Below are 21,823 nucleotides of genomic sequence, written 5' to 3'. Positions count from 1 at the left end.
TGGCCATGAAGACGGTGAGCACGCTTCCGCCTTCGCTCGTCGAGTTCCGGCGGACAAGTCGCTTTGCCCCCTACGGCCTCACGCGCCGCCGCCCCCCGGGTTGTTGCCAACGAGCGCCCATGACATCATCCGAATCCCGAGTCATCTCTGCCCTCTGGATGCCCGATGCCACGCCGGAAATTTGCCTGGGAGAAGCTGTCGGATGATGAGTTGCTCAAGCAACGCCTCTCCAGCCTGAGGGTTACGGTCGAAGGCACCTGGCTCGAGGATTGCGTCAGCGCGCTGTACGAGGAGCTCCAGGAGCGCGGCATCCGGCTGCGGCCGCACACCTGGATGTCGAGCGAATGGTTCAGTCCGGGCGGCGTTCCCGGCATCGCCATTCCGTTCTATCTCGCTCATCCCCGCCTGATGAAGCTCGAGAAGAAGATGATGTTCGACGTCGAGGGCGGAACCTGGCGTGAATGCATGGCCATCCTCCGTCACGAAGCGGGCCACGCCATACAGCACGGCTACCAGTTGCAGCGCCGCCGGCGCTGGCAGCAACTGTTCGGCCCGTCGTCGAAACATTATCCGCGCTATTACCGGCCCAATCCGGCCAGCCGGCGCTATGTCCAGCATCTGCGGCTCTGGTACGCGCAGAGCCATCCGGACGAGGATTTCGCCGAGACCTTTGCGGTGTGGCTGCGGCCCCGTTCGAACTGGCGGACACGATACGCCGGCTGGCCGGCGCTGAAGAAGCTCGAATATGTCGACGAACTGATGGGCGAGATCGCGGGCAAGCGACCGCTGATCACGACGCGGGAGCGTGTCGATACGCTGGGTCGGCTGAGCCAGACGCTCGAAGAGCACTACAAGAAGAAGCAGGCGTTCTACGCCTTCACGCCCCCCAAGACCTACGACCGCGATCTGTCCCGGCTGTTTTCAGCCGATCCACGGCATCACCGCTCGAAGCCGGCTTCGGCCCTGATCCGGCGGCACCGCGCCCATATCAGGCAGCTGGTGGCGCGATGGACGGGCGAGAATCAGCTTACACTCGATGCCGTGCTCGACGAGATGATCTCTCGCTGCCGCGAGCTCGATCTGCGTGCCGTCGGCCCCGAACAGAAGCTCGTTCTCGACTTCATCGTCCTCGTGACCGCCAAGACGATGCACACGATGTTTGGCCCGTCTCAACGAAAATGGATCGCGCTATGAGACGTCTGCGCATTCTGGTGCTCATGCATCCGGACTTCGTGCCGCCGGACTCCAGCGACGGACACACCGTGCAGGAGATCAACGCGTGGAAAACCGAATACGACGTCGTAAGTACCTTGCGCGCAGCCGGCCACGAGGTTCGACCACTCGGCGCGCAGGAGGAAATCAAGCCGGTGCGCGAGGCGATCGAGGAGTTCAAGCCGCACGTGGTGTTCACGCTGCTGGAGGAATTCCACAACAACGTCGCCTTCGACCAGCACATCGCGAGCTATCTCGAGCTGATGAAGGTCCCTTATACCGGGTGCAATCCGCGCGGCCTGACCCTGGCCCGCGGCAAGGATTTGTCCAAGACGCTGGTGCATCACCGCCGGATCGCTGCGCCGGCCTTTGCGGTCTTCCCGATGCGCCGCAAGGTGAAACGCCCGACACGCCTTGCGCTGCCGCTGATCGTCAAGAGCCTGAACATGGATGGCTCGTTCGGCATCTCGCAAGCCTCCATCGTCGACACCGACGAGAAGCTGGCCGAGCGGGTTGCCTTCATCCACGAGCGGGTCGAATCCGCCGCCATCGCCGAGCAGTTCATCGAGGGGCGAGAGCTTTACGTCGGCGTGCTCGGCAACAATCGCTTGCGCGTTCTGCCGGTCTGGGAGCTGAAATTCGGCAGCATGGGTGGCCGCTCGTCACGGCATATCGCCACGGAGAAGGCCAAGCACGACACCGACTATCAGGAGAAGGTCGGCATCGTCGACGGGCCTGCGAAGGATCTGGCGCCGGAAGTGACCGCCAGGATCCAGCGGGCCGCGAAACGCATCTACCGGGTGCTCGGCCTCGACGGCTATGCGCGCATCGATTTTCGTCTCACTGCCGACGGCACGCCATATTTCATCGAAGCCAATCCCAATCCCGAGATCGCCAAGAGCCAGGAGTTCGCCACGGCCGCTCTACATGACGGACTGAAATATCCGGCTCTCCTGCAGCGCATCCTGACGCTTGGGATCAGCCGCGCCAAAGCGGGGGTGTCACTGGGGTGATGACGGCGGCGATCGCCCTCATCCTTCGAGACGCGTTTCGCGCCCCTCGGGATGAGGGATGGTCGTTGCGCTGCGTTACACGATTCCCGCGGCGACCTGGCCGCGCAGGCGTTCGAGCCCGAGCAGTGTCTCCGCGCAGGCGGCTGCCACTTCGACGCCCTTGATGGCAAAATGCTTGCGGAAGAAATCGTAGTGCACCTCGGTCTCGTGGAATTGCTGCGGCGTCAGCACCGCGGAGAACACGGGCACCTCGGTGCGCAGCTGCACGTCCATCAACGCCTTGATCACGGTATCGGCGACGAACTCATGGCGGTAGATGCCGCCGTCGACGACGAGGCCGGCCGCGACGATCGCGGTGTAGCGTCGTGTCTTGGCCAGGATCTGCGCATGCAGCGGGATCTCGAACGAGCCCGGCACCTCGAACACGTCGACATGATTGAGGTGGCGCGCTTCTGCCTCCTTCGCGAAGGCGATGCGGGCCTCCTCGACCACGTCGCGGTGCCAGCAGGCCTGCACGAAGGCCACCCGCTGCGGTTTCGCGAAGCGCGGATGGTCGGGCACCGGATCTTGCGGAACCGGCGGTGGCGTTTGAGTTGGTTGGGACGTTTCGGCTTGGGGATCTTGCAACATCTGATTCATGGCTTTCCTCAGTTAAGGACCAGAATCAGGGCACACGGAACGACAAACAGCCGCATCCTGCGATGCGTCTGCCACCGACCGTTCTCTTTCATCCGGACTTTAACCGTCGGCTTCGGAGTTGCACCGAATCTGCTGACCCTTCCCCTCAGCAAGGCTTTGAGGAAGGCGCTCGCGGGCTTAGGCCTTACGGCCCTTACCGCCGGTGGGGACTTTCACCCCGCCCTGAGAACATCGGCCGCCCGGGATGAACGGCCTGACCGGAATATGACGCCGGTTCGGGGCCGCGGCAAGCGGGTTCCGCATGGGAAAACCGCATGGTCCCATGCCGCCATGGCGGTCCAGGGGGCACGCGACGGAATTAGCGATTGGCAGGCCTTTGGCGAATCCGATTCCGGTTTGTTCTTCTCCATCCGGTTCGGCCTCACCGGCGTTAATAATTGTGGCGGAGATGAGCTGTGGACGAACGAGTCCTGACTTGTGGACGGACTCGGCAGCCAGTTGCGCAGATTCCGCAAATCACATCAGTTGATCCGCGACAAGCCCGCGCTGATCCGAATGGATCGCCTTAGCAAGATTTAAGGGAGCGCGCGCCGGACCAACCGCGTGCGTATCAAAGACAACAAAAAGGCAAGAGGTCGAGACGGCATGTCCCTGCTCGAAGGCACCATCGATTCCAAAAACCATCCGCTCGCGGTGGTCGAGGATATCGCTGCCAGCAACAACTGGCCGTTCGAACGCTCCGGCGAAGACGAACTCACGATTGTCTCCAAGGGACAATGGACCGACTACCAGATCTCCTTCACCTGGATGGGCGAGATCGAGGCGCTGCATCTGGCCTGCGCGTTTGACATGAAGATCCCGGTTGCGCGGCGACCGGAGGTCCAGCGGCTCGTGGCCGCGGTCAACGAGCAATTGTGGGTCGGGCACTTCGACCTGTGGACCACCACCGGCATGATCATGCACCGGCAGGCCCTGGTGCTGCCGGGCGGGCTCATCGCCTCCACCGGCCAGTGCGAAGCCATGCTCGCAGGCGCCATCCACGCCTGCGAACGCTATTTCCCGGCGTTCCAGTTCGTGGTGTGGGCAGGCAAGTCCACGACGGAAGCCATGGACGCGGCCATGTTCGACACGGTGGGCGAGGCGTAAGCGCACTCAGCTCTCCAGCGCGTGAGGAAGGCGTCGCTCCCTGCTCGCCGTCGTCCCGGCGAAGGCCGGGACCCATACCGCGTGATTTCGCTTGTGGCACGCTGCTTGTTGCCAACACCTCCATCCATTAAAACCAGTTGTGGTTATGGGTCCCGGCCTTCGCCGGGACGACACTGAGTTTGTGGCAACGGCTATGACGAGCAACAACACTCTCGAGAACATCACCGGCACCATCCTGCTCGCCGGTGCCGGCAAGATGGGCGGCGCGATGCTGACCGGATGGCTTTCGGGCGGGCTCGATCCGCGCCGCGTCGCGGTGATCGATCCGCACATCTCGGCCGAGATCACCGCACTTGCCGCCAAGGGGATTGCGCTCAATCCTGATGTGACGACGGCAGGCCAGGTCGAGACGCTCGTCGTCGCGGTGAAGCCGCAAATGTTCCGCGAGGCCGGCGCCAAGCTGAAGCCATTCGTCTCCGACAAGACCGCGGTGGTGTCGATCATGGCGGGAACCACGATCGCCTCGCTCGAGGAGGTCTGCGGCGGCGCGGTGGTGCGCGCGATGCCGAACACGCCGGCCGCGATCGGTCGCGGCATCACGGTGGCTGTCGCCGCGAACAATGTCAGCGCACAGCAACGCGCGGTGGCCGATGCGCTGCTACGCGCCACCGGCTCGGTCGAATGGGTCAACGATGAGAGCCTGATGGACGCGGTCACTGCGGTGTCCGGCTCGGGTCCGGCCTATGTGTTTTTGCTGGCCGAGGAACTCGCGCGCGCCGGTGTCGAGGCGGGATTGCCCGAGGCGCTCGCGACAAAACTCGCGCGCGAAACCGTCGCCGGCTCGGGTGAACTTCTCCACCAGTCGGAGCTTGCCTCCGGCACGCTGCGCCAGAACGTCACCTCGCCCGGCGGTACCACGGCCGCGGCACTCGGCGTGCTGATGGGCGAGCCCGGCCTGCGCGATCTGATGATCCGCGCCATCGCGGCGGCGACGAAGCGGTCGAAGGAATTGGCGAAGTAAGAAAGTGTGCCGTAGGGTGGGCAAAGCGAAGCGTGCCCCACCCATTCGAATGCAATCGCGGAAAGATGGTGGGCACGGCGCTGCGCGCCTTTGCCCACCCTACGATTTCGAGCCTGCGGCTAGCCGCTTGTTGAACATCTCGACATTGACGAGCCCGCGCGCGTGGCGCCCTTCGCCGAGTTTTCGCGGGCCTTCGAAGGCCTCGACCTCGAAGCGGATGACGCGGCGCTCGACCGCGAAAACCTTCGCAGTGGTCCGCACCGTCGCACCGACGAGGGCTGCTGCAAGATGGCGGATATCGACCTCGGTGCCGACGGTGACCCAGCCCGGCTGAAGCGCCGCACGAATCGCATCGCCCGACGTCATCTCCATTTCCAGGATCATCATCGGCGTCGCATAGACCATCGGCATGCCGGGCACGAAATGCCCGACCGTGCGCTCCACCGGCACCACCAGCGTGCGCTCGGCGCTCATGCCGACCTTGATGAAGTCGCGTGCGTCCATGGGGCCTCCCCCCGTCGTCCTGGACAAGCGCAGCGAAGCGGAGCGCCGATCCAGGACCCATTACCCCGACCCAACATTGTCATGCGCGGTCTAAACCACGACCTGCTGCGACAACTGCCGCTTGGGGTAATGGGTCCTTGGCTTTCGCCAGGACGACCTTTGTGGTTGCCGAACCAGCGCCGGCTACTTCTTCGCAGCCGCCGCGCGCTCCACGAACGTCTTGCCGCCCTTCATCTTGTGGCGGAGCGGGGCTTCATTGATCTGGATGACGACGGCGTCGGCATCGACGCCGAGATTCTTCACCAGTGCCTGGGTGATGTCGCGCATCATGCCGGCCTTTTGTTCGTCGGTGCGGCCTTCGGCCATGCTGACAGTGATCTCAGGCATTTTTCTCTCCCTTGGGGCCGGACACCGGCCATTGACGGGCGCCATCAAACAGGAGGTAGATGTCCGGGACAAGCCCGGGCATGGCGACGTCAGCGAATGGCTAGCCCCAGCTCACGTCATGCCGCGCCAACACCTCGCGCACTTTGGCGACGAGGTCGGCCTCGCTGCACGAGAACTGCGCCGGGCGGCTCTCGCGCCATTCCTGGTTGGAAGCGATCGCGGCCGCCGCCTTCGCGCCCTCGATCAGATCCTTGATCTGCACCTCGCCACGCGCTTTTTCATCCGAGCCCTGGATGATGACGCAGGGCGCATTGCGGCGATCGGCATATTTGAGCTGGTTGCCCATGTTCTTGGGATTGCCGAGATAGAGTTCGGCGCGAATGCCGGCGGTTCGCAACGATGCGACCATCTTCTGATAGTCGGCGACGCGGTCGCGGTCGAACACGGTGACGACGACGGGGCCGAACTCGGGCCGCGTGTCGAGCTTGCCAAGCAGAGTCAGCGCGGCCTGAAGCCGCGACACGCCGATCGAGAATCCGGTCGCCGGCACCGGCTCGCCGCGAAAGCGCGAGACGAGACCATCATAGCGGCCACCACCGCCGACCGAGCCGAAGCGGACCGGGCGGCCCTTGTCATCCTTGGTCTCGAGCAGCAATTCGACCTCGTAGACGGGGCCCGTGTAATATTCGAGACCGCGCACCACGGAGGGATCGATCTTGATGCGGTCCGCGCCGTACCCCGACGCCGTCACCAGTTTCGCGATCTCTTCCAGCTCGCTCACGCCGGCCTGACCGACTTCGCTCTTGGCGAGATAGACCTCCGCCGCGGCGATCGCCTCTTTCCAATCGTCGCGCGGTTTGGTGATGGCGAGAACGACGTCAGCCTCCGACGCGCTCAAATTGGCGCCCTTCGTGAAGTCGCCCTTGCCTTCTTCGCCGCCATCCCATCTACCGGGACCGAGCAGTTTGCGAACTTCCTCGGCGGGAAATTTGTCGAGCTTGTCGATCGCGCGCAGCACCGTCAGTCTGCGTGCTGCGTTCTCTTCGCCGCCGAGCCCGATGGCTTCCAGAACGCCGTCGAGCACCTTGCGATTGTTCACCTTGACGACATACGAGCCGCGCGCAATGCCTAGCGCTTCCATCGTGTCCGCGGCCATCATGCAGATCTCCGCGTCCGCCGCCGGCGTGGCCGATCCCACCGTATCCGCATCGAACTGCATGAACTGGCGGAAGCGGCCGGGGCCGGGCTTCTCGTTGCGGAAGACGTAGCCGACGCGGTAGCTGCGGTAGGGCAACACAAGACCGTCGGTCCCGTATCGCTCGCCGACATAGCGGGCGAGCGGCGCGGTCAAATCATAGCGGAGGCTGATCCACTGCTCGTCGTCGTCCTGGAACGAGAACACGCCCTCGTTCGGACGATCCTGGTCGGGCAGGAACTTGCCGAGCGCGTCGGTGTATTCCATCGCCGGCGTTTCCACCGGCTCGAACCCGTAGAGTTCGTACACGGTCCGGATCTTTTCCACCATCTCGCGCGTCGCCCGGATCGCGGCGGGATCGCGATCCTCGAGCCCGCGCGGCAGGCGCGCCTTCAGTTTCTGGGATTTTTTGGGTTTTTCGGCCATGCGCGGCATTTACCAGCCGACGCGTGATGCGGCAACTGCCGGGTAATCGCTTACGGCTGCTCCATCCGCGCCCGGAGCGCGTCGGCATCCGCTTTCGGCAGCGACTTCAGCGTTGGCTTGATGGTTTCGCCGCCGACGATCTTGCCGTTGCGCATGAACATCCAGTCCGAGATGTCGGCTTCAGTGAATTCGACCTTATCGCCTGCCCGCTTGCCGGCCAGATCGCGTGGCTCGTTGGCGAAGAGGCCGGAATAGGCCCCATTGGGTAGCTTCTTCACCTCGGCCATCCAGATGTGCTCACCGCCTTTGCGGGTCGAAAAGTGCACCTTCAGGGCATGCCCTGTCTCCGACGGCTTCGGCGCCTCGTAGGAGGCCCAAAAGGTCGGCAGCGTGCCGCGGGCGCGCGCGATCGCGGTGTTCATCTCCGGATCGGTGGTGCGCACGTCGACGACGGGCGAACGGCCCTCAGCGGAGACGTCCGGCTTGGGGCCGATGGTCAGAATGCCGAATACGGTGATGCCGGTGACCGCGGCAAGAACGACCCATTTCAGGGACTGGGGAAGAGTGGATGTCATGATCGCGATGTCCGGATGACTCGATGTCTGGGTATGCGAGGTCTTGGACTTTGTCGCACGATCATGGTGTCGCGTTCATGGCGAGAAAAGCCAACCAGCGATGCCCTTTTCCCCTCTCCCCTTGTGGGAGAGGGTGGCTCGCCGCGTAGCGGCGAGACGGGTGAGGGGTTCTATCCGCGAGTCCAACTGACCCTTGAACTCGCGGATAGAACCCCTCATCCGGCGCTTCGCGCCACCTTCTCCCACAAGGGGAGAAGGAAGAAGGGCCTCAATCCACCTTCCGGATCCAGTTGTGCGGATCGTTGGTGCGGCCGTACTGGATGTCGACGAGCTGCTTGCGCAGGCCCATGGCGACGGGGCCCGCGGCACCGCCGCTGATCTCGAAATCGCCGCTCACCGAGCGCACCGTGCCGATCGGCGAGATCACGGCGGCGGTGCCGCAGGCAAACGCTTCCTTCAGCTTGCCGCTGGCCGCATCCTTGCGCCACTGGTCGAGCGAGTACGGCTCCTCACGCACGGTCTTGCCGGCGTCTTTGGCCAGCGCAATGATGGAGTCGCGGGTGATGCCGGGCAGGATGGTGCCCAGCGGCGGCGTCGAGAGCGACCCGTCGTCGAACACGAAGAACACATTCATGCCGCCGAGCTCTTCGATGTAGCGGCGCTCGATTGCATCGAGAAAGACGACCTGGTCGCAGCCGTGCTGGATCGCCTCGGCCTGCGCACGCAGGCTTGCGGCATAGTTGCCGCCGCATTTGACGGCGCCGGTGCCGCCGACGGCAGCGCGCGTGTAATTCTCCGACACCCAGATCGAGACCGGCGCGGGGCCGCCCTTGAAGTAGGAGCCGACCGGCGAGGCGATCACCGCGAAAATGTATTCGGACGACGGCTTGACGCCGAGGAAGGTCTCGCTCGCGATCATGAAGGGGCGCAGGTAAAGGCTGCCCTCGCCGCCCGGCATCCAGGCGCGATCGATGCGCACGATTTGCTCGACCGCCTCGATGAAGACGTCTTCAGGGAGCTGCGCCATCGCCATGCGGTCCGCCGAGTCCTTGAAGCGCCGGGCATTGGCATCGGGGCGAAACAGGTTCACGCCGCCGTCGTCGCGCTTGTAGGCCTTGAGGCCTTCAAAAATTTCCTGGGCGTAGTGCAGGACGGCGCCGGCCGGATCGAGCTGGAAATTGGCGCGGGCCTCGACACGCGCCTCGTACCAGCCACCCTTGGCCTGGTTGTAGCGGACCACTGCCATGTGGTCGGTGAAGACCCGCCCGAAACCGGGGTCGACCAGCTTGGCGACCCGATCCTTCTCGGAGGTCGGATTGGATGCGGGCTGGATGTCGAATTTCATGCTCATGTCCTTGCCTCCCGCTGCCGGTAGCGGCGCCGTTGTGGCACCCGCCTGCCCCGATTTGGGCCCGGCTGGCTCGATTGGTTTCTGGCCGGACCGCCGCCAGCCTTGTTACGGCCGGTTTCCGTGGCCAGCATGTCACGGAGGACATGCTTTTGCGGAAGACGGAAGTCCAGTATGTTTTGCCGAAATGCCGTTCGACATCGCACGGTAGATCTGCTCCGGCCGTTGCCGCCTGTCCGGCCCACTGCGGCCGCCTTGCTTCGACGCCCACCCGACGCGAAACGATCTAAAATTTCGTGCGGGCTGATCGTTTTGTAACATTGAGACCAAGATACGTCAATATGCCTGACATAAATTTCGCGACTCCTTCTCAAGACGCAGCCGGGCCGCGGCCGGCCGCAGACGACGGAGGCAATTTGCGCTGGGATATCATCGAACTGCTGTTCTTCGCCTATCGCGATTTTGTCGGCGATCCCGACCAGGAGCTGGAGGCGTTCGGCTTCGGCCGGGCCCATCACCGCGTCATGCACTTTGTCTATCGTTATCCCGGCCTCAAGGTCGCCGACCTCCTCGACGTCCTGCGCATCACCAAGCAATCGCTCGGCCGGGTGCTCAAGCAGCTCCTGGACGAGGGCTATATCGTGCAGAAGACCGGCGACAATGATCGCCGCCAACGCCTGCTGTTTGCGACACCGAAGGGCGAGGCGCTGGTGCAGAAGCTCGCCGGCCTCCAGACCACGCGCATCACCAAGGCGCTTGCCGAGATGGCGCCGCAGGATGCCGAGACCGTCAAGCGCTTCCTGCGCGCGATGATCGACCGCGACGATCCGGACAAGGTGCTCGAGACGATCTTTGCCACCGTCAATCAGGACAAGGAGTGACCGTGCCGCTCGCTGCCACGCTCGCACGCCCGCCGGCACGTCCCGCAGACGATGCCCCGCATCTCCTGCTGGTCGATGACGACCGCCGCATCCGCGATCTGCTCTCGCGCTTCCTTGCCGGCGAAGGTTATCGCGTCTCGACCGCCGCGAGCGCTAGCGATGCCCGTTCCAAGCTTTTGGGCCTGCACTTCGACCTCTTGATCCTGGATGTCATGATGCCCGGCGAGACCGGCTTCGATCTCGCCCGTTTCATCCGGACCTCGTCCTCGGTGCCGATCGTGATGCTGACGGCGCGGCATGAAGCCGAAGCGCGCATCGAGGGCCTGCAGATCGGTGCCGACGATTACGTCGCAAAGCCGTTCGAGCCGCGCGAGCTTGCGCTGCGCATCAACAACATCCTCAAGCGCGCCGCGCCGCCGCCACAGGCCGCTGCGGTCGAGAAGATCGCGTTTGGCCCGTACATCTATCACCTCGACCGCGGCGAATTGCGCCAGGGCGAAGACGTCATTCACCTCACCGACCGCGAGCGCGAGATGCTGCGGATTTTGTCGGAGACACCGGGCGAGACCGTGCCGCGCAGCGCGCTGACCGGCAATGGCAGCGTCAACGAGCGCGCCGTCGACGTGCAGATCAACCGCCTGCGGCGCAAGATCGAGACCGATCCCGCCAATCCGCTGTTCCTCCAGGCCGTGCGCGGCATCGGCTACCGGCTGGTAGCCTCGCCATAAAGAGTGAACCGCCACCGATGAGCACGATCGATACCGGCCTGACGCTTTTGAAGAGCGCCGCCGGCCGCGTCTCCGCCGCCAATGGCTGGATGGGCAATGCGTTCAAGGGCTGGATGCCGACCGGCCTTTATGCGCGTGCGCTGCTGATCATGATCGTGCCGATGGTGATCCTGCAATCGGTGGTCGCCTTCGTGTTCATGGAGCGGCACTGGAACACGGTGACACGCCGCCTGTCGGCCGCGGTGGTGCAGGACATCGCCGCGCTGATAGACGTCTACACGGGCTACCCGCAAGACAAGGATCGCGACCAGATCCGCCGCATCGCGCAGCAGCGCCTGGGCCTCGTCGTCGATTTCCTCCCGGCCGGCGACATGCCGCCGCCGGGACCAAAGCCGTTCTTCTCGCTGCTCGACCAGACGCTGTCGGTGCAGCTCGGCCGCCAGATCGGGCGCTCCTTCTGGATCGACACGGTCGGCCGCTCCAACCTCGTCGAGATCCGGATCCAGCTCGACGACGCCGTGATGCGCGTGTTCGCACAGCGCAGCGCCGCCTATGCCTCGAACTCGGAGATCTTCCTGTTCTGGATGGTCGGCACGTCCTCGATCCTGCTGATCGTCGCGGTGCTATTCCTGCGCAACCAGATCAAGCCGATCCTGCGACTTGCCGACGCCGCCGAAAGTTTTGGCAAGGGCCGCGAGGCGCCGAATTTCCGCCCGCGTGGCGCGCGCGAGGTGCGGCGCGCGTCGGTCGCCTTCCTCGAAATGAAGTCGCGCATCGAGCGAACGATGGAGCAACGCACCGCGATGCTAGCCGGCGTCAGCCATGATCTGCGCACGATCCTGACGCGGTTCAAGCTCGAGCTGGCGTTGATCGGCGACAGCCCCGAAATGGAGGGCATGCGCAAGGACGTCGACGAGATGTCGATGATGCTCGAGGACTACCTCGCGTTTGCCCGCGGCGATTCCGGCGAGCAGTCGCAGCCGACCGACATGGCCCAGGCGCTCGAGGAGCTGCGCAGCGACGCCGAGCGCCACGGCCACACGGCGACCGTTGCGTTCAACGGGCTGCCCGTGGTCACGGTGAAGCCGGCCTCATTCAAGCGCTGCCTCGCCAACCTCGTCACCAACGCCGCCCGCTACGGCAAGAGCATCGCCATCACCGGCCAGCGCGATCACCGTTATTTGACCGTGACGGTGGACGATGACGGGCCGGGCATTCCCGCCCATCTGCGCGAAGAGGTGTTCAAGCCGTTCCTGCGGCTCGACAACGCCCGCAACCAGGACGAAGGCGGCACAGGTCTTGGCCTCGCGATCGCCCGCGACATCGCCCGCTCGCACGGCGGCGACATCACGCTTGGCGACAGTCCGATGGGCGGATTAAGGGCGAGCGTGCGGATACCGGTGTAGCTGCCTCTTCCCTTCTCCCCCTGTGGGAGAAGGTGGCGCGAAGCGCCGGATGAGGGGTCTCTCTCCGCGAATTCAAAGCGAAAAGAGTCACACGCGGAGACAAACCCCTCACCCGTCTCGCCGCTGCGCGGCGAGCCACCCTCTCCCACAAGGGGAGAGGGGAAGAGCCTTACTTCGGCAGCAGCGCCTTCAGCTTGTCCATGTCACGCACGTTCATCTTGAAGCCGCCGGGCATCACGATGTCGCCGGGCTTCTGGTCCGGCTTGCAGGCTCCCAGCCATTTCGCTTCGAGCTGCACGGTCGTGTCGCGGCCTGCCGCGCCGGCGGCGCCGCCTTGCGCGTGCGACGACGTCTTCACCGTATAGGCCGAATTGAAATCGCCGGTGATCTCAGCATGCGAAGTCGTGCTGATGCCGGCGACATTGCACTCGGAATCGCTGACATAGCCGGTCGCGGTCTTCTTGATGTCCTGCTTGGCGCAGATCTGCTTGGCCATCGGCGAGACGTTGTTGTTCATTTCCTTGTCGACGGTCTCGTCGGTGCAGTGCTGCATGGTCATCTCGGGCACCGGCGTGCCGGTCCGGACCATCTTCAATTCCCACAGCCCTGCCTTACGCACCGGCAGGTCGTCAGCGCGAGCGCTGCCTGCCGACAACACGAGGCAAAGGGCGGAGCCGAGCAAAGCGAGTTTGCGCGTCATGTGGGAAGTTCCCGGCTGAGAGGTAGCGGCGTGCGAAAGCGCCTCAGTAGAGCGTGCGGATCGGCTGGTCGGCGGCGCCATAGGGCACCCAGCGGCAGGAGAACGAGATGTAGCCGCCCTCATAGGCCTGCATCGCCAGGAATTTGGCGACTTTGCCATAGCGCGCGCAGTGATCGACCGCGACCTGCCGCGCATCGACCTGGGTTGCCATCGAATAGGCGATGATGCCGCCGGTGTCGTTGCCCTTGAACGGAGGCACCGGAAGCAGATCGGCATGCGCCGACTGGCTCGCCATCATACCCAAGGCAAGTAGGCCCGCGGCCGCAATGATTCGCATTCCCGTCACTCCGATTGGTTGGCGGCAGTTTACGGTGTCGGCGCGGCGGTGGAAAGAACGGATGGCCGGTCCAACGCAGCATTGCGGTCAACTCGTCGGCAAGTGTTGCCGCGCTGCACTTGACCTCCCCCGGCCTTCACGGCACCGTCCGACCCTTGCAGATCATGCTGTCTGGATCATCCATGCGCGCCTCGACCTTCCTGAAATCGCTCCGCTTTGCCGCCGTGCTCGGCCTCCTGTTCGGGGCGCTGTCGCTCGGCGAGGCCAGGGCCGCCAATCCGCTGGAGCTGAATTTCTGGCTGAGCGGGCCGCGCTATGACGGCAACGTCTCCGAGTGCGACAGGGCGCTGCCGACGATCGCGACCCAGTTCTGGGAGAAAGAAAGCGCGTTCTGGAATTCTTCGTTGAAGATCACCGGCTTCGCCGCAGTTCACGAGACCGCGTTCCGGCCTTGGGCATCCGACAACATCCCGCGCCGCTATTGCACCGGCGAGGCCATGCTCACGGACGGCAAGATGCGCAAGGTGCATTTCTCGATCGTGGAGGATGGCGGCTTCGCCGGCTACGGCCAAGGCGTCGAATGGTGCGTGGTCGGGCTCGACCGCAACTGGGCCTACAACCCGGCCTGCCGCGCCGCCAAACAGTAATTGAAACGTTCTGATCCGGACCGATCAGGCGGCCGAACGACGGTCACCCGCATTTTGTTCTTGAAATGTTCTTATCGCCTGCTAGGCTTGTCTGCACAGTCTAGTTGAGGGGCGTCGCCATGTTTCATTCCAGATTGCATTCGTTCTCCCGCCTGATGATCTCGCTGACGCTTGCGGCCGGGCTGGCTGCGCTGGCCGATGGCGCAAAGGCCCAGGACAAGCGGCAGAACACGCCCGGCGAATTCGATTTTTATGTGCTGTCACTGTCTTGGTCGCCCTCTTTCTGCGAGGAGGCGGCGGAGCGCGGCGGCCGCTCGCAGACCCAGTGCAGCGGACGGCCCTACGCTTTCGTGGTGCATGGTTTGTGGCCGCAATATGAGAGCGGATTTCCGGAATATTGCCAGCGGCCCTCGCCGCGGCTGAACCGCAGCATCGTCTCCTCCATGCTCGATCTGATGCCGGCGCCGGGGCTGATCTTCAATGAGTGGGACAAGCACGGCACCTGCTCGGGGCTCGCTGACCGCAGCTATTTCGAGACGATCCGCAAGGCGCGCGCCGCGATCAAGATTCCAGCCGAATATCTCGATCTATCGCAGGCCAAGACCGTGGCGCCGGCGGAGGTGGAGGAAGCCTTCATCAAGGCCAATCCGGGCCTCAGCAATGCCGCCGTCTCGATCACCTGCAACCGGACGCGGCTATCGGAAGTCCGCATCTGCCTCAGCAAGGACCTGCAATTCCGCGCCTGCGAGGAGATCGACCGCCGCGCCTGCCGCCGCGACCAGGTGACGATGCCGCCGATCCGGGGTGGCTAGCCCAGGCGTCGTGCCTCTTTGCTCGGGCCGTCACGTGGCGTAGTGCTCTTGCATGAATTACCGCCACGCCTTCCATGCCGGCAACTTCGCCGATGTCATCAAGCACATCGTGCTGACGCGCATCATCACCTATCTCCAGGACAAGCCGGGTGCGTTCCGCGTCATCGACACCCATGCCGGCGCTGGCCTCTACGATCTCGAAAGCGACGAAGCGCGCCGGGGCGGCGAGTGGCTGACGGGCATTGCGCGGCTGATGCAGGCGCGGTTGTCGAACGACGCCATGGCGCTGACCAAGCCCTATCTCGACATCGTCCGCGCCTTCAATCCGAAGGGCGAGCTCAAGGCCTATCCGGGCTCGCCGCTGATCGCACGCGGCCTGCTGAGGCCGCAGGACCGCCTCTTGCTCTGCGAGCTCGAGCCGAAGGCGCGCAAGGCGCTGATCGGCGTACTGCGCCGCGACGAACAGGCCCGCGTGGTCGACCTCGACGGCTGGATGGCGCTGCCGGCTTTCGTGCCGCCGAAGGAACGGCGTGGGCTCGTTCTGATCGACCCGCCCTTCGAGGCAAAGGACGAGTTCGAAAAGCTCGCAGAGGCCTTCTCGGCGGCTTTCGCGAAATGGCCGACCGGTATCTATGTAATCTGGTATCCCGCCAAGAGCCGACGCGCCACCGACACGCTGGTGCAATCAGTGGCGCGGCTCGCAGCCGCAGCAAAACCGCCGGGAAAATGCCTGCGCCTCGAATTCAGCGTGGCGCCGCAAGCCGACGGCGCAGCCCTCACCTCCAGCGGGCTCTTGATCGTCAATCCCCCTTACACGCTGCACGGCGAACTCAAGACGATCCTGCCGGAGCTGGAAATGCCGCTCGGCCAGGGTGGCGCTGCCAGATTCCGGTTAGAGGTGCCGAGACCGTAACACTCCGGCATTCTTGGGAAAAATATGCAGGAGCGGTAGTCAATCTGCAGAGAACCGTATTATGCTGTTGCAGTGACTGGCTTTACGTTCCGCTTCCGCGAATGGTTGCGGCGGAGTGAAGGCCTAAGAAAGATCCAGTCGGACCGAATGGTCTGCCGAAGGATGGCCAGCTCCCGGGCTTCGTAAGGCCCGGTCATGTCGTGACGCGCGTCTGCGTCACGACGGAGGAGCAATGAGGGGGAGTTTCCCGATGGCCATGACGGGAACGGTCAAGTTTTTCAACGGTGAGCGCGGCTACGGATTCATCAAACCGGACGACGGGGGCCGCGACGTCTTCGTACATATTACTGCTGTGGAGCGGGCCGGACTGAAGGACCTTGCCGAAGGACAGCGTATTACTTTCGAAGTCGAACCGGACAAGAAGGGCAAGGGGCCGAAGGCGGTCGATTTGGTCATCCTTCCCTAGCGAGCCAAGCGTCAAAAAAATCCCGGCCGCAAGCGGCCGGGAGGTTGGTCCGGTATTTTCTTCTTTAGCTATCAGAAGTGATAGTTCACGCCTGCGCGCACAACGCTGGCGCTATAGCCGTTTGACACGCCCGTAATCGCGAACTGACTCGTCGAGAGATCGATATAGAGATATTCGAGCTTGGCGCTCCAGTTCGGCGCGAACATAACTTCCGCGCCGGCACCGATGGTCCAGCCGGCGCTGGTGTGCGACTCGGTCCAGCCGAACGTCTGCGCGCGCAGCTCGCCGAAGGCGAGGCCCGCCGTGCCGTAGAACAGCACGTTGCTGAAGGCGTAGCCGGCGCGGCCGCGCAGGGTTCCGAACCACGGATTGGAGAACTTCCACGGCGCGAAGGTGTCGTCGGCACCGGCGGCCTGGATGTCGCCCTCGACGCCGAACACCCATGGGCCGTTCTGGAAATTGTAGCCGGCCTGAACGCCGCCGACGAAGCCCGACGGTTTTGCGGGATTGTTGTTCACCGAACCCCATTCATAGCCAAGATTGCCACCGAGATACGGACCGGCCCAGCTATAGGCGTTGAGCGGCTGATTGACCGTGTAGGGCGCTCGCTGCCCGTAATTGAGATCGGCGGCCTCTGCCGAAGCCGTCCAGCCGACTGCAGCCAATGCGGCTGCGCCCACAACGAGCCTCTTCATCACACACTCCAACGCAACTCCCGTCACCGCTGCGATGCCCGCGTCGCCGCGCGAGGCAAAACCGCATGGTTACGGAACCACCATTTTTCGCGTAAGATTTATCGAGAGTTTTAAGTTAAAGGCCTGTTAAGCCGGGTTACTGCGCTGTTAACAGGCTTAAGCAAGCGTTACCGGGAACTGCGCCGCCATCCTGTGCGTGCCGCTCGGCCGGAACTTCAAATCGACACCCGCAGCGCTTAAATTCGCACCATGGTTCACGATTCCCCCGACAATCCGGACGACGCACGCGTACGCAAACCCGTGCGCGGCAACGCACCCGACGTCCCTCCCCAGGAAACGGAAGCCGCGCCGCCGGACCTCGATCCCGCCACTGCGAATGGCGACGACGAGGACGATGCGCGGCTGCCGGACATCCTGGAAGAGAGCGGCACCGTCGGCGAAGAGCCGCTGGCGACCGGCCACGAGGCGATCGAACGCGCGGTGCGCCTCGCCCCCACCTCGCCCGGCGTCTACCGCATGCTCAATGCGAATGCCGACGTGCTCTATGTCGGCAAGGCCAAGAACGTCAAAAAGCGCCTGTCGAACTATGCGCGCCAGAGTGCGCCGCAGCCGGCGCGCATCCTGCGCATGATCGCCGCCACGGTGACCGTGGAAATCATCTCGACCCACACCGAGACCGAAGCCCTGCTGCTGGAGGCCAACCTCATCAAGCAGCTTCGGCCGCGCTTCAACGTGCAGCTGCGCGACGACAAGTCGTTTCCCTATATCCTGATCACGGGCGACCATTGGGCGCCGCAGATCCTGAAGCATCGCGGCGCGCAGACGCGGCCGGGTCGCTATTTCGGCCCGTTCGCCTCCGCCGGCGCCGTCAACCGCACCATCACCGCACTTCAGCGCGCGTTCCTGATCCGCTCCTGCACGGATTCCTTCTTCGAGAGTCGCTCGCGGCCCTGCCTGCTCTACCAGATCCGCCGTTGCGCCGGCCCCTGCACCCGCGAGATCGACTTCCCCGGCTACACGACCCTGGTGCGCGAGGCGAGCGACTTCCTGTCCGGCAGGAGCCATGCGGTGAAGCAGGAGCTTGCCGCGGAGATGGAGAAGGCCTCCGGCGAGCTCGAATTCGAGAGCGCCGCGCTCTACCGCGACCGCCTCGCTGCGCTGTCCGCGATCCAGTCGCAGCAGGGCATCAATCCGCGCACGGTGGAAGAAGCCGACGTGTTCGCCATCCACCAGGAGGGCGGCTTCTCCTGCGTCGAGGTGTTCTTCTTCCGCACCGGGCAGAACTGGGGCAACCGCGCCTATTTCCCGCGCGCGGAGAAGACCTATACGCCGGAAGAGGTGCTCGGCTCCTTCCTCGCCCAGTTCTATGACGACAAGCCGCCGCCGAGGAATATCCTGCTCTCGCACGAGATCGAGGAGAGCGAGCTGCTCGCCAACGCGCTGTCGATCAAGGCCGGCCGCAAGGTCGAAGTGTCCATGCCGAAGCGCGGCGAGAAGAAGGAGCTCGTCACCCACGCGCTCACCAACGCGCGCGAGGCCCTGGGCCGCAAGCTCGCGGACACCGCGACGCAGAGCCGCCTGTTGGACGCCATGGCCACGACCCTGAGCCTGACGCATGCGCCGAAGCGGATCGAGGTCTACGACAACAGCCACATCCAGGGCACCAACGCAGTCGGCGCCATGATCGTCGCCGGCCCGGACGGTTTTGTGAAAAACCAGTACCGCAAGTTCAACATCAAGTCGGAGGGCCTGACGCCCGGCGACGATTACGGGATGATGCGCGAGGTGCTCGAACGCCGTTTCAAGCGCTTGATCAATCCACCCGAGGACAATGCGGCCAAAGCCAAGGACGACGACTTCCCGCAATGGCCCGATCTCGTGATCATCGATGGCGGCCGCGGCCAGCTCAACGCGGTCCGGGACATCTTTGCAAATCTCGGCCTGACCCAGGTGGCGCTGATGTCGGTGGCCAAGGGGCCGGACCGGGATGCCGGCCGCGAGACCCTGTTCATGCCGGAGCGCGAGGCGATCAAGCTGGAGCCGCGCGACCCCGTGCTCTATTTCATCCAGCGGCTGCGGGACGAGGCGCACCGTTTCGTCATCGGCTCGCACCGCAAGCTGCGCAAGAAGGACATCCGCGAGGCCGGCTTGCAGGAGATTCCTGGCATCGGTCCGTCACGCAAACGTGCCTTGCTGCATCATTTCGGAACCCTGAAGGAGATCGAACGGGCCTCGATCACCGATCTCGGTAAGGTTCCGGGGGTGAGCGCCGAGAGCGCCCGCAGGATTTTCGAGTATTTCCATCCCCAGCCGGGGTGAAATAAAAGGGGGGCCGCGGTCATATGGTCGTCGCATCCCGCACCCCATTTGGGGAGCGGAACGGTTGACCTTCAGGCTGCAGCGGTATTGGTAGGACGGATGAACATCGCCACGACACGAGGGACGACCAGCCGCGCGATGTCCCTCCCGAACATCCTGACCTACGGCCGGATCGCCGCGATCCCGGTCGTGGTCGGGTGCATCTACGCACAGTCGATCATGGACGGCCCGCTGTGGCTGCGCTGGGTCGCCGTCGCCATTTTTATCGCGGCTGCGGTCACCGATTACCTCGACGGCTATTACGCACGGATCTGGAATCAGCAATCGGCGTTCGGCCGCATGCTCGATCCGATCGCCGACAAGCTTCTGGTCGCCTCGTGCCTGCTGATGCTGGCCGCCGACGGCATCATTCACGGCTGGTCGCTGTGGGCCGCCATCGTGATCCTGTGCCGCGAGATCCTGGTCTCGGGCCTGCGCGAATATCTTGCCGCGCTGCGTGTCAGCGTGCCCGTGACCAAGCTTGCGAAATGGAAGACGACGGTTCAGCTCATCGCCATCGGCTTCCTGCTGGCTGGTCCGGCCGGCGATGAGGTCGTGCCCATGGTCTCGATGATCGGGCTGGCGCTGCTCTGGGCCTCGGCGATCCTCACCATGTACACCGGCTACGACTATTTCGGCGCCGGCATCCATCACCTCATCAAGGAGGATGAGGGATGAAGGTGAAGTACTTCGCCTGGGTGCGCGAGCGCATCGGCAAGGCCGAGGAGACGATCGAGCCGCCTGCGACCGTGCGCACCGTGGAAGAGCTGATCGCCTGGCTGTCCGGCCAAGGCGAAGCCTACGCCTATGCGTTCGAGAAGCCGAAGGTGATCCGCACCGCGATCGACCATGCCCACGTCAAGTCGGACGCCGCGATCGCGGGCGCTCGCGAGATCGCGTTCTTCCCGCCGATGACCGGCGGCTAGGCCATGCCCGTCACCACCTGCCCCGTCACCATCCGTATCCAGCAAGACGATTTCGACATCGCACGCGAGATCGCGGTGCTGACCGGGAACCGCACCGACATCGGTGCGGTCGTGAGTTTTTCCGGCATCTGCCGCAGCGACGAAGACAGCGCGAAGATCGCCGCGCTCTCGCTGGAGCATTATCCCGGCATGGCCGAGGAAGAGATCAGGCGCCATGCCGACGAGGCCATCTCGCGCTGGCCTCTCAGCGGCGTCACGGTGATCCATCGCGTCGGCCGTTTCATGCCCGGCCAGAACATCGTGCTGGTGCTGACCGCCTCGCAGCACCGCCAGGCAGCGTTCCAGGCAGCCGAGTTCCTGATGGATTATCTCAAGACCAACGCGCCGTTCTGGAAGAAGGAAGAGAGCGCCACCGGCACCGGCTGGGTCGAGGCCCAGGCCCGCGACGACGAAGCCGCCGCACGCTGGACCCGATCCTGATGGCAACAACATCCAAAAAGGCCGTGCGCGGCCACGCCGCGCCAAAGCTCGCGAAGGTGGGCCGCGGCGAGCTTCTCACGCTGATCGATTTCGTCCGCTATGCAGTGAGCCGCTTCAATGAGGCCAAGCTCGCCTTTGCCCATGGCACGCCCGATCCGGTCGCGGAAGCGGCTTTCCTGGTCTGTGAAGCCCTGCATCTGCATCCCGAGCAGTTCGAGATTTTTGCCAACGCGCGCGTCACGACCGCCGAGGGCAGGACCATCATCGATCTCGTTCATCAGCGCGTCACCACGCGCAAACCGGCCGCGTATCTCGTCAACAAGATCTACATGCGCGGCCTGCCGTTTTATGTCGACGAGCGCGTCATCGTTCCGCGCTCCTTCATCGGTGAACTCTTGGAGTCGCATTTCGGCGGCGACGGCGAAGCCGGCTCGCTGATCGACGATTCCAGCGCCGTCGAGCGCGTGCTCGATCTCTGCACGGGATCGGGATGCCTCGCGATCCTCGCCGCGCATCATTTCCCGAACGCCACGATCGATGCCGTCGATATCTCGAAGGGCGCGATCGACGTCGCCAGACGAAATGTCGGCGAATACGGGCTCGATGGCCGGATCAGCCTGCATCGCGGCGACCTGTTCGCCCCACTCGGTAACACCAAATACGACCTGATCATCACCAACCCGCCTTATGTCGACGCCGAAGGCATGGCGGCGCTGCCGCCCGAGTGCCGGGCCGAGCCGAAGCTCGCCTTCGACGGCGGCGCCGACGGTCTCGATGTGGTGCGCCGGATCCTGCGCGATGCGCCCGGCCATTTGACGCCGCATGGCGGGCTGATCTGCGAGATCGGCCGCGGCCGCGAATTGGTTGACGAGGCCTTTCCTGAATTGCCGCTGCTCTGGCTCGACACCGAGGACTCCGAGGGCGAAGTGTTCTGGATCGCGGCAGCCGATCTCGGCTGATCCATCACGGCGGGCAGACCTCGTCGGAACAAGTCAAATACCGCCACGT

25 protein-coding genes and 1 riboswitch are annotated in these 21,823 nt (G+C 64.1%); of the genes, 16 read left to right on the top strand and 9 right to left on the bottom strand.

Going from position 1 to position 21,823, the window contains the following annotated elements:
• Positions 1-165 precede the first annotated feature (165 nt).
• Both IVB54_RS05465 and IVB54_RS05460 read left to right on the top strand, forming a co-directional pair.
• Positions 166-1,194, top strand: coding sequence for a putative zinc-binding metallopeptidase (locus tag IVB54_RS05465; RefSeq protein WP_018453513.1), 1,029 nt, complete (start codon positions 166-168; stop codon positions 1,192-1,194).
• A complete protein-coding gene (locus tag IVB54_RS05460) occupies positions 1,191-2,225 on the top strand; it encodes an ATP-grasp domain-containing protein (RefSeq protein WP_018453512.1) in 1,035 nt (344 codons plus the stop codon). The genes IVB54_RS05465 and IVB54_RS05460 overlap by 4 nt, the downstream gene beginning before the upstream one ends.
• A 75-nt stretch (positions 2,226-2,300) precedes the next feature.
• Here IVB54_RS05460 and IVB54_RS05455 read toward each other — a convergent pair whose 3' ends face one another.
• On the bottom strand, positions 2,301-2,864 hold the full coding sequence (locus tag IVB54_RS05455) for a 6,7-dimethyl-8-ribityllumazine synthase (protein WP_026232546.1): 564 nt from the start codon (positions 2,862-2,864) through the stop codon (positions 2,301-2,303).
• A 76-nt stretch (positions 2,865-2,940) separates the two neighbouring features.
• Positions 2,941-3,098, bottom strand: a riboswitch (FMN riboswitch).
• Between the two features lie 411 nt (positions 3,099-3,509).
• Here IVB54_RS05455 and IVB54_RS05450 point away from each other — a divergent pair.
• Positions 3,510-4,010: a YbjN domain-containing protein gene (locus IVB54_RS05450; RefSeq protein WP_018453509.1), complete on the top strand. Its 501-nt coding sequence runs from the start codon at positions 3,510-3,512 to the stop codon at positions 4,008-4,010.
• Positions 4,011-4,203: 193 nt separating this feature from the next.
• Complete coding sequence (gene proC, locus IVB54_RS05445; RefSeq protein WP_018453508.1) at positions 4,204-5,031, top strand: pyrroline-5-carboxylate reductase; 828 nt, start codon at positions 4,204-4,206, stop codon at positions 5,029-5,031.
• A 99-nt stretch (positions 5,032-5,130) separates the two neighbouring features.
• Here proC and IVB54_RS05440 read toward each other — a convergent pair whose 3' ends face one another.
• The 5 genes from IVB54_RS05440 to IVB54_RS05420 form a co-directional block, all read right to left on the bottom strand.
• Positions 5,131-5,535: a hotdog domain-containing protein gene (locus IVB54_RS05440; protein WP_018453507.1), complete on the bottom strand. Its 405-nt coding sequence runs from the start codon at positions 5,533-5,535 to the stop codon at positions 5,131-5,133.
• Between the two features lie 183 nt (positions 5,536-5,718).
• The gene (locus IVB54_RS05435) at positions 5,719-5,967 is read right to left on the bottom strand and encodes a tautomerase family protein (protein WP_083926322.1); all 249 of its coding nucleotides are present in this window, start codon (positions 5,965-5,967) and stop codon (positions 5,719-5,721) included.
• A gap of 55 nt (positions 5,968-6,022) precedes the next feature.
• Positions 6,023-7,543: a histidine--tRNA ligase gene (gene hisS, locus IVB54_RS05430; protein WP_026232544.1), complete on the bottom strand. Its 1,521-nt coding sequence runs from the start codon at positions 7,541-7,543 to the stop codon at positions 6,023-6,025.
• A 50-nt stretch (positions 7,544-7,593) separates the two neighbouring features.
• Positions 7,594-8,118, bottom strand: coding sequence for a DUF2314 domain-containing protein (locus tag IVB54_RS05425; protein WP_018453504.1), 525 nt, complete (start codon positions 8,116-8,118; stop codon positions 7,594-7,596).
• A 268-nt stretch (positions 8,119-8,386) separates the two neighbouring features.
• Positions 8,387-9,469 (bottom strand): branched-chain amino acid aminotransferase, encoded by a 1,083-nt coding sequence (locus IVB54_RS05420; RefSeq protein WP_026232543.1) that lies wholly within the window; start codon positions 9,467-9,469, stop codon positions 8,387-8,389.
• Between the two features lie 338 nt (positions 9,470-9,807).
• On the opposite strand from IVB54_RS05420, the gene IVB54_RS05415 reads away from it, so the two are divergent.
• The 3 genes from IVB54_RS05415 to IVB54_RS05405 are packed head-to-tail and all read left to right on the top strand — an operon-like array spanning position 9,808 to position 12,481.
• Entirely contained in the window at positions 9,808-10,347 is a 540-nt protein-coding gene (locus IVB54_RS05415; protein WP_007596846.1) for a MarR family transcriptional regulator, read from the top strand.
• Positions 10,344-11,075, top strand: coding sequence for a response regulator transcription factor (locus IVB54_RS05410; RefSeq protein ID WP_018453502.1), 732 nt, complete (start codon positions 10,344-10,346; stop codon positions 11,073-11,075). Before IVB54_RS05415 ends, IVB54_RS05410 begins: the two co-directional genes overlap by 4 nt.
• Before the next feature lie 17 nt (positions 11,076-11,092).
• A complete protein-coding gene (locus IVB54_RS05405; RefSeq protein ID WP_247777092.1) occupies positions 11,093-12,481 on the top strand; it encodes an ATP-binding protein in 1,389 nt (462 codons plus the stop codon).
• A 169-nt stretch (positions 12,482-12,650) separates the two neighbouring features.
• Here IVB54_RS05405 and IVB54_RS05400 read toward each other — a convergent pair whose 3' ends face one another.
• Both IVB54_RS05400 and IVB54_RS05395 read right to left on the bottom strand, forming a co-directional pair.
• Positions 12,651-13,181, bottom strand: a complete 531-nt coding sequence (locus tag IVB54_RS05400; RefSeq protein WP_018453500.1) for a DUF3617 family protein — start codon at positions 13,179-13,181, stop codon at positions 12,651-12,653.
• A gap of 43 nt (positions 13,182-13,224) precedes the next feature.
• The gene (locus IVB54_RS05395) at positions 13,225-13,518 is read right to left on the bottom strand and encodes a hypothetical protein (RefSeq protein ID WP_247777091.1); all 294 of its coding nucleotides are present in this window, start codon (positions 13,516-13,518) and stop codon (positions 13,225-13,227) included.
• Positions 13,519-13,700: 182 nt separating this feature from the next.
• Between IVB54_RS05395 and IVB54_RS05390 the strand changes: the two genes are divergently transcribed.
• From IVB54_RS05390 to IVB54_RS05375, 4 genes are all read left to right on the top strand, one after another.
• Positions 13,701-14,165 (top strand): hypothetical protein, encoded by a 465-nt coding sequence (locus tag IVB54_RS05390; RefSeq protein WP_018453498.1) that lies wholly within the window; start codon positions 13,701-13,703, stop codon positions 14,163-14,165.
• Between the two features lie 119 nt (positions 14,166-14,284).
• Positions 14,285-14,977 carry a ribonuclease T2 gene (locus IVB54_RS05385; protein WP_026232541.1) on the top strand — a complete coding sequence of 231 codons (693 nt, stop codon included), beginning with the start codon at positions 14,285-14,287 and terminating at the stop codon, positions 14,975-14,977.
• Positions 14,978-15,029: 52 nt separating this feature from the next.
• Complete coding sequence (gene rlmJ / locus IVB54_RS05380; RefSeq protein WP_018453496.1) at positions 15,030-15,890, top strand: 23S rRNA (adenine(2030)-N(6))-methyltransferase RlmJ; 861 nt, start codon at positions 15,030-15,032, stop codon at positions 15,888-15,890.
• A gap of 250 nt (positions 15,891-16,140) precedes the next feature.
• Positions 16,141-16,356 carry a cold-shock protein gene (locus IVB54_RS05375; RefSeq protein WP_007614865.1) on the top strand — a complete coding sequence of 72 codons (216 nt, stop codon included), beginning with the start codon at positions 16,141-16,143 and terminating at the stop codon, positions 16,354-16,356.
• A gap of 71 nt (positions 16,357-16,427) precedes the next feature.
• On the opposite strand, the gene IVB54_RS05370 is transcribed toward IVB54_RS05375, so the two are convergent.
• Positions 16,428-17,051 (bottom strand): outer membrane protein, encoded by a 624-nt coding sequence (locus tag IVB54_RS05370; protein ID WP_018453495.1) that lies wholly within the window; start codon positions 17,049-17,051, stop codon positions 16,428-16,430.
• 249 nt (positions 17,052-17,300) lie between these two features.
• On the opposite strand from IVB54_RS05370, the gene uvrC reads away from it, so the two are divergent.
• The 5 genes from uvrC to prmB all read left to right on the top strand — a co-directional run bounded on the left by uvrC (position 17,301) and on the right by prmB (position 21,774).
• A complete protein-coding gene (gene uvrC / locus IVB54_RS05365; RefSeq protein WP_018453494.1) occupies positions 17,301-19,370 on the top strand; it encodes an excinuclease ABC subunit UvrC in 2,070 nt (689 codons plus the stop codon).
• Between the two features lie 99 nt (positions 19,371-19,469).
• A complete protein-coding gene (gene pgsA / locus IVB54_RS05360) occupies positions 19,470-20,087 on the top strand; it encodes a CDP-diacylglycerol--glycerol-3-phosphate 3-phosphatidyltransferase (RefSeq protein ID WP_007596859.1) in 618 nt (205 codons plus the stop codon).
• Entirely contained in the window at positions 20,084-20,335 is a 252-nt protein-coding gene (gene moaD, locus IVB54_RS05355; RefSeq protein ID WP_018453492.1) for a molybdopterin converting factor subunit 1, read from the top strand. The genes pgsA and moaD overlap by 4 nt, the downstream gene beginning before the upstream one ends.
• A gap of 3 nt (positions 20,336-20,338) precedes the next feature.
• Positions 20,339-20,815: a molybdenum cofactor biosynthesis protein MoaE gene (locus IVB54_RS05350; RefSeq protein ID WP_018453491.1), complete on the top strand. Its 477-nt coding sequence runs from the start codon at positions 20,339-20,341 to the stop codon at positions 20,813-20,815.
• Complete coding sequence (gene prmB / locus IVB54_RS05345) at positions 20,815-21,774, top strand: 50S ribosomal protein L3 N(5)-glutamine methyltransferase (RefSeq protein ID WP_018453490.1); 960 nt, start codon at positions 20,815-20,817, stop codon at positions 21,772-21,774. Before IVB54_RS05350 ends, prmB begins: the two co-directional genes overlap by 1 nt.
• Positions 21,775-21,823: the final 49 nt, after the last annotated feature.

The sequence above is a fragment of the Bradyrhizobium sp. CW1 genome (assembly GCF_023100665.1).
In the GTDB taxonomy this organism is placed as follows: Bacteria; Pseudomonadota; Alphaproteobacteria; order Rhizobiales; family Xanthobacteraceae; genus Bradyrhizobium; species Bradyrhizobium canariense_D.
This window is presented reverse-complemented; position numbering and strand designations above follow the sequence as displayed.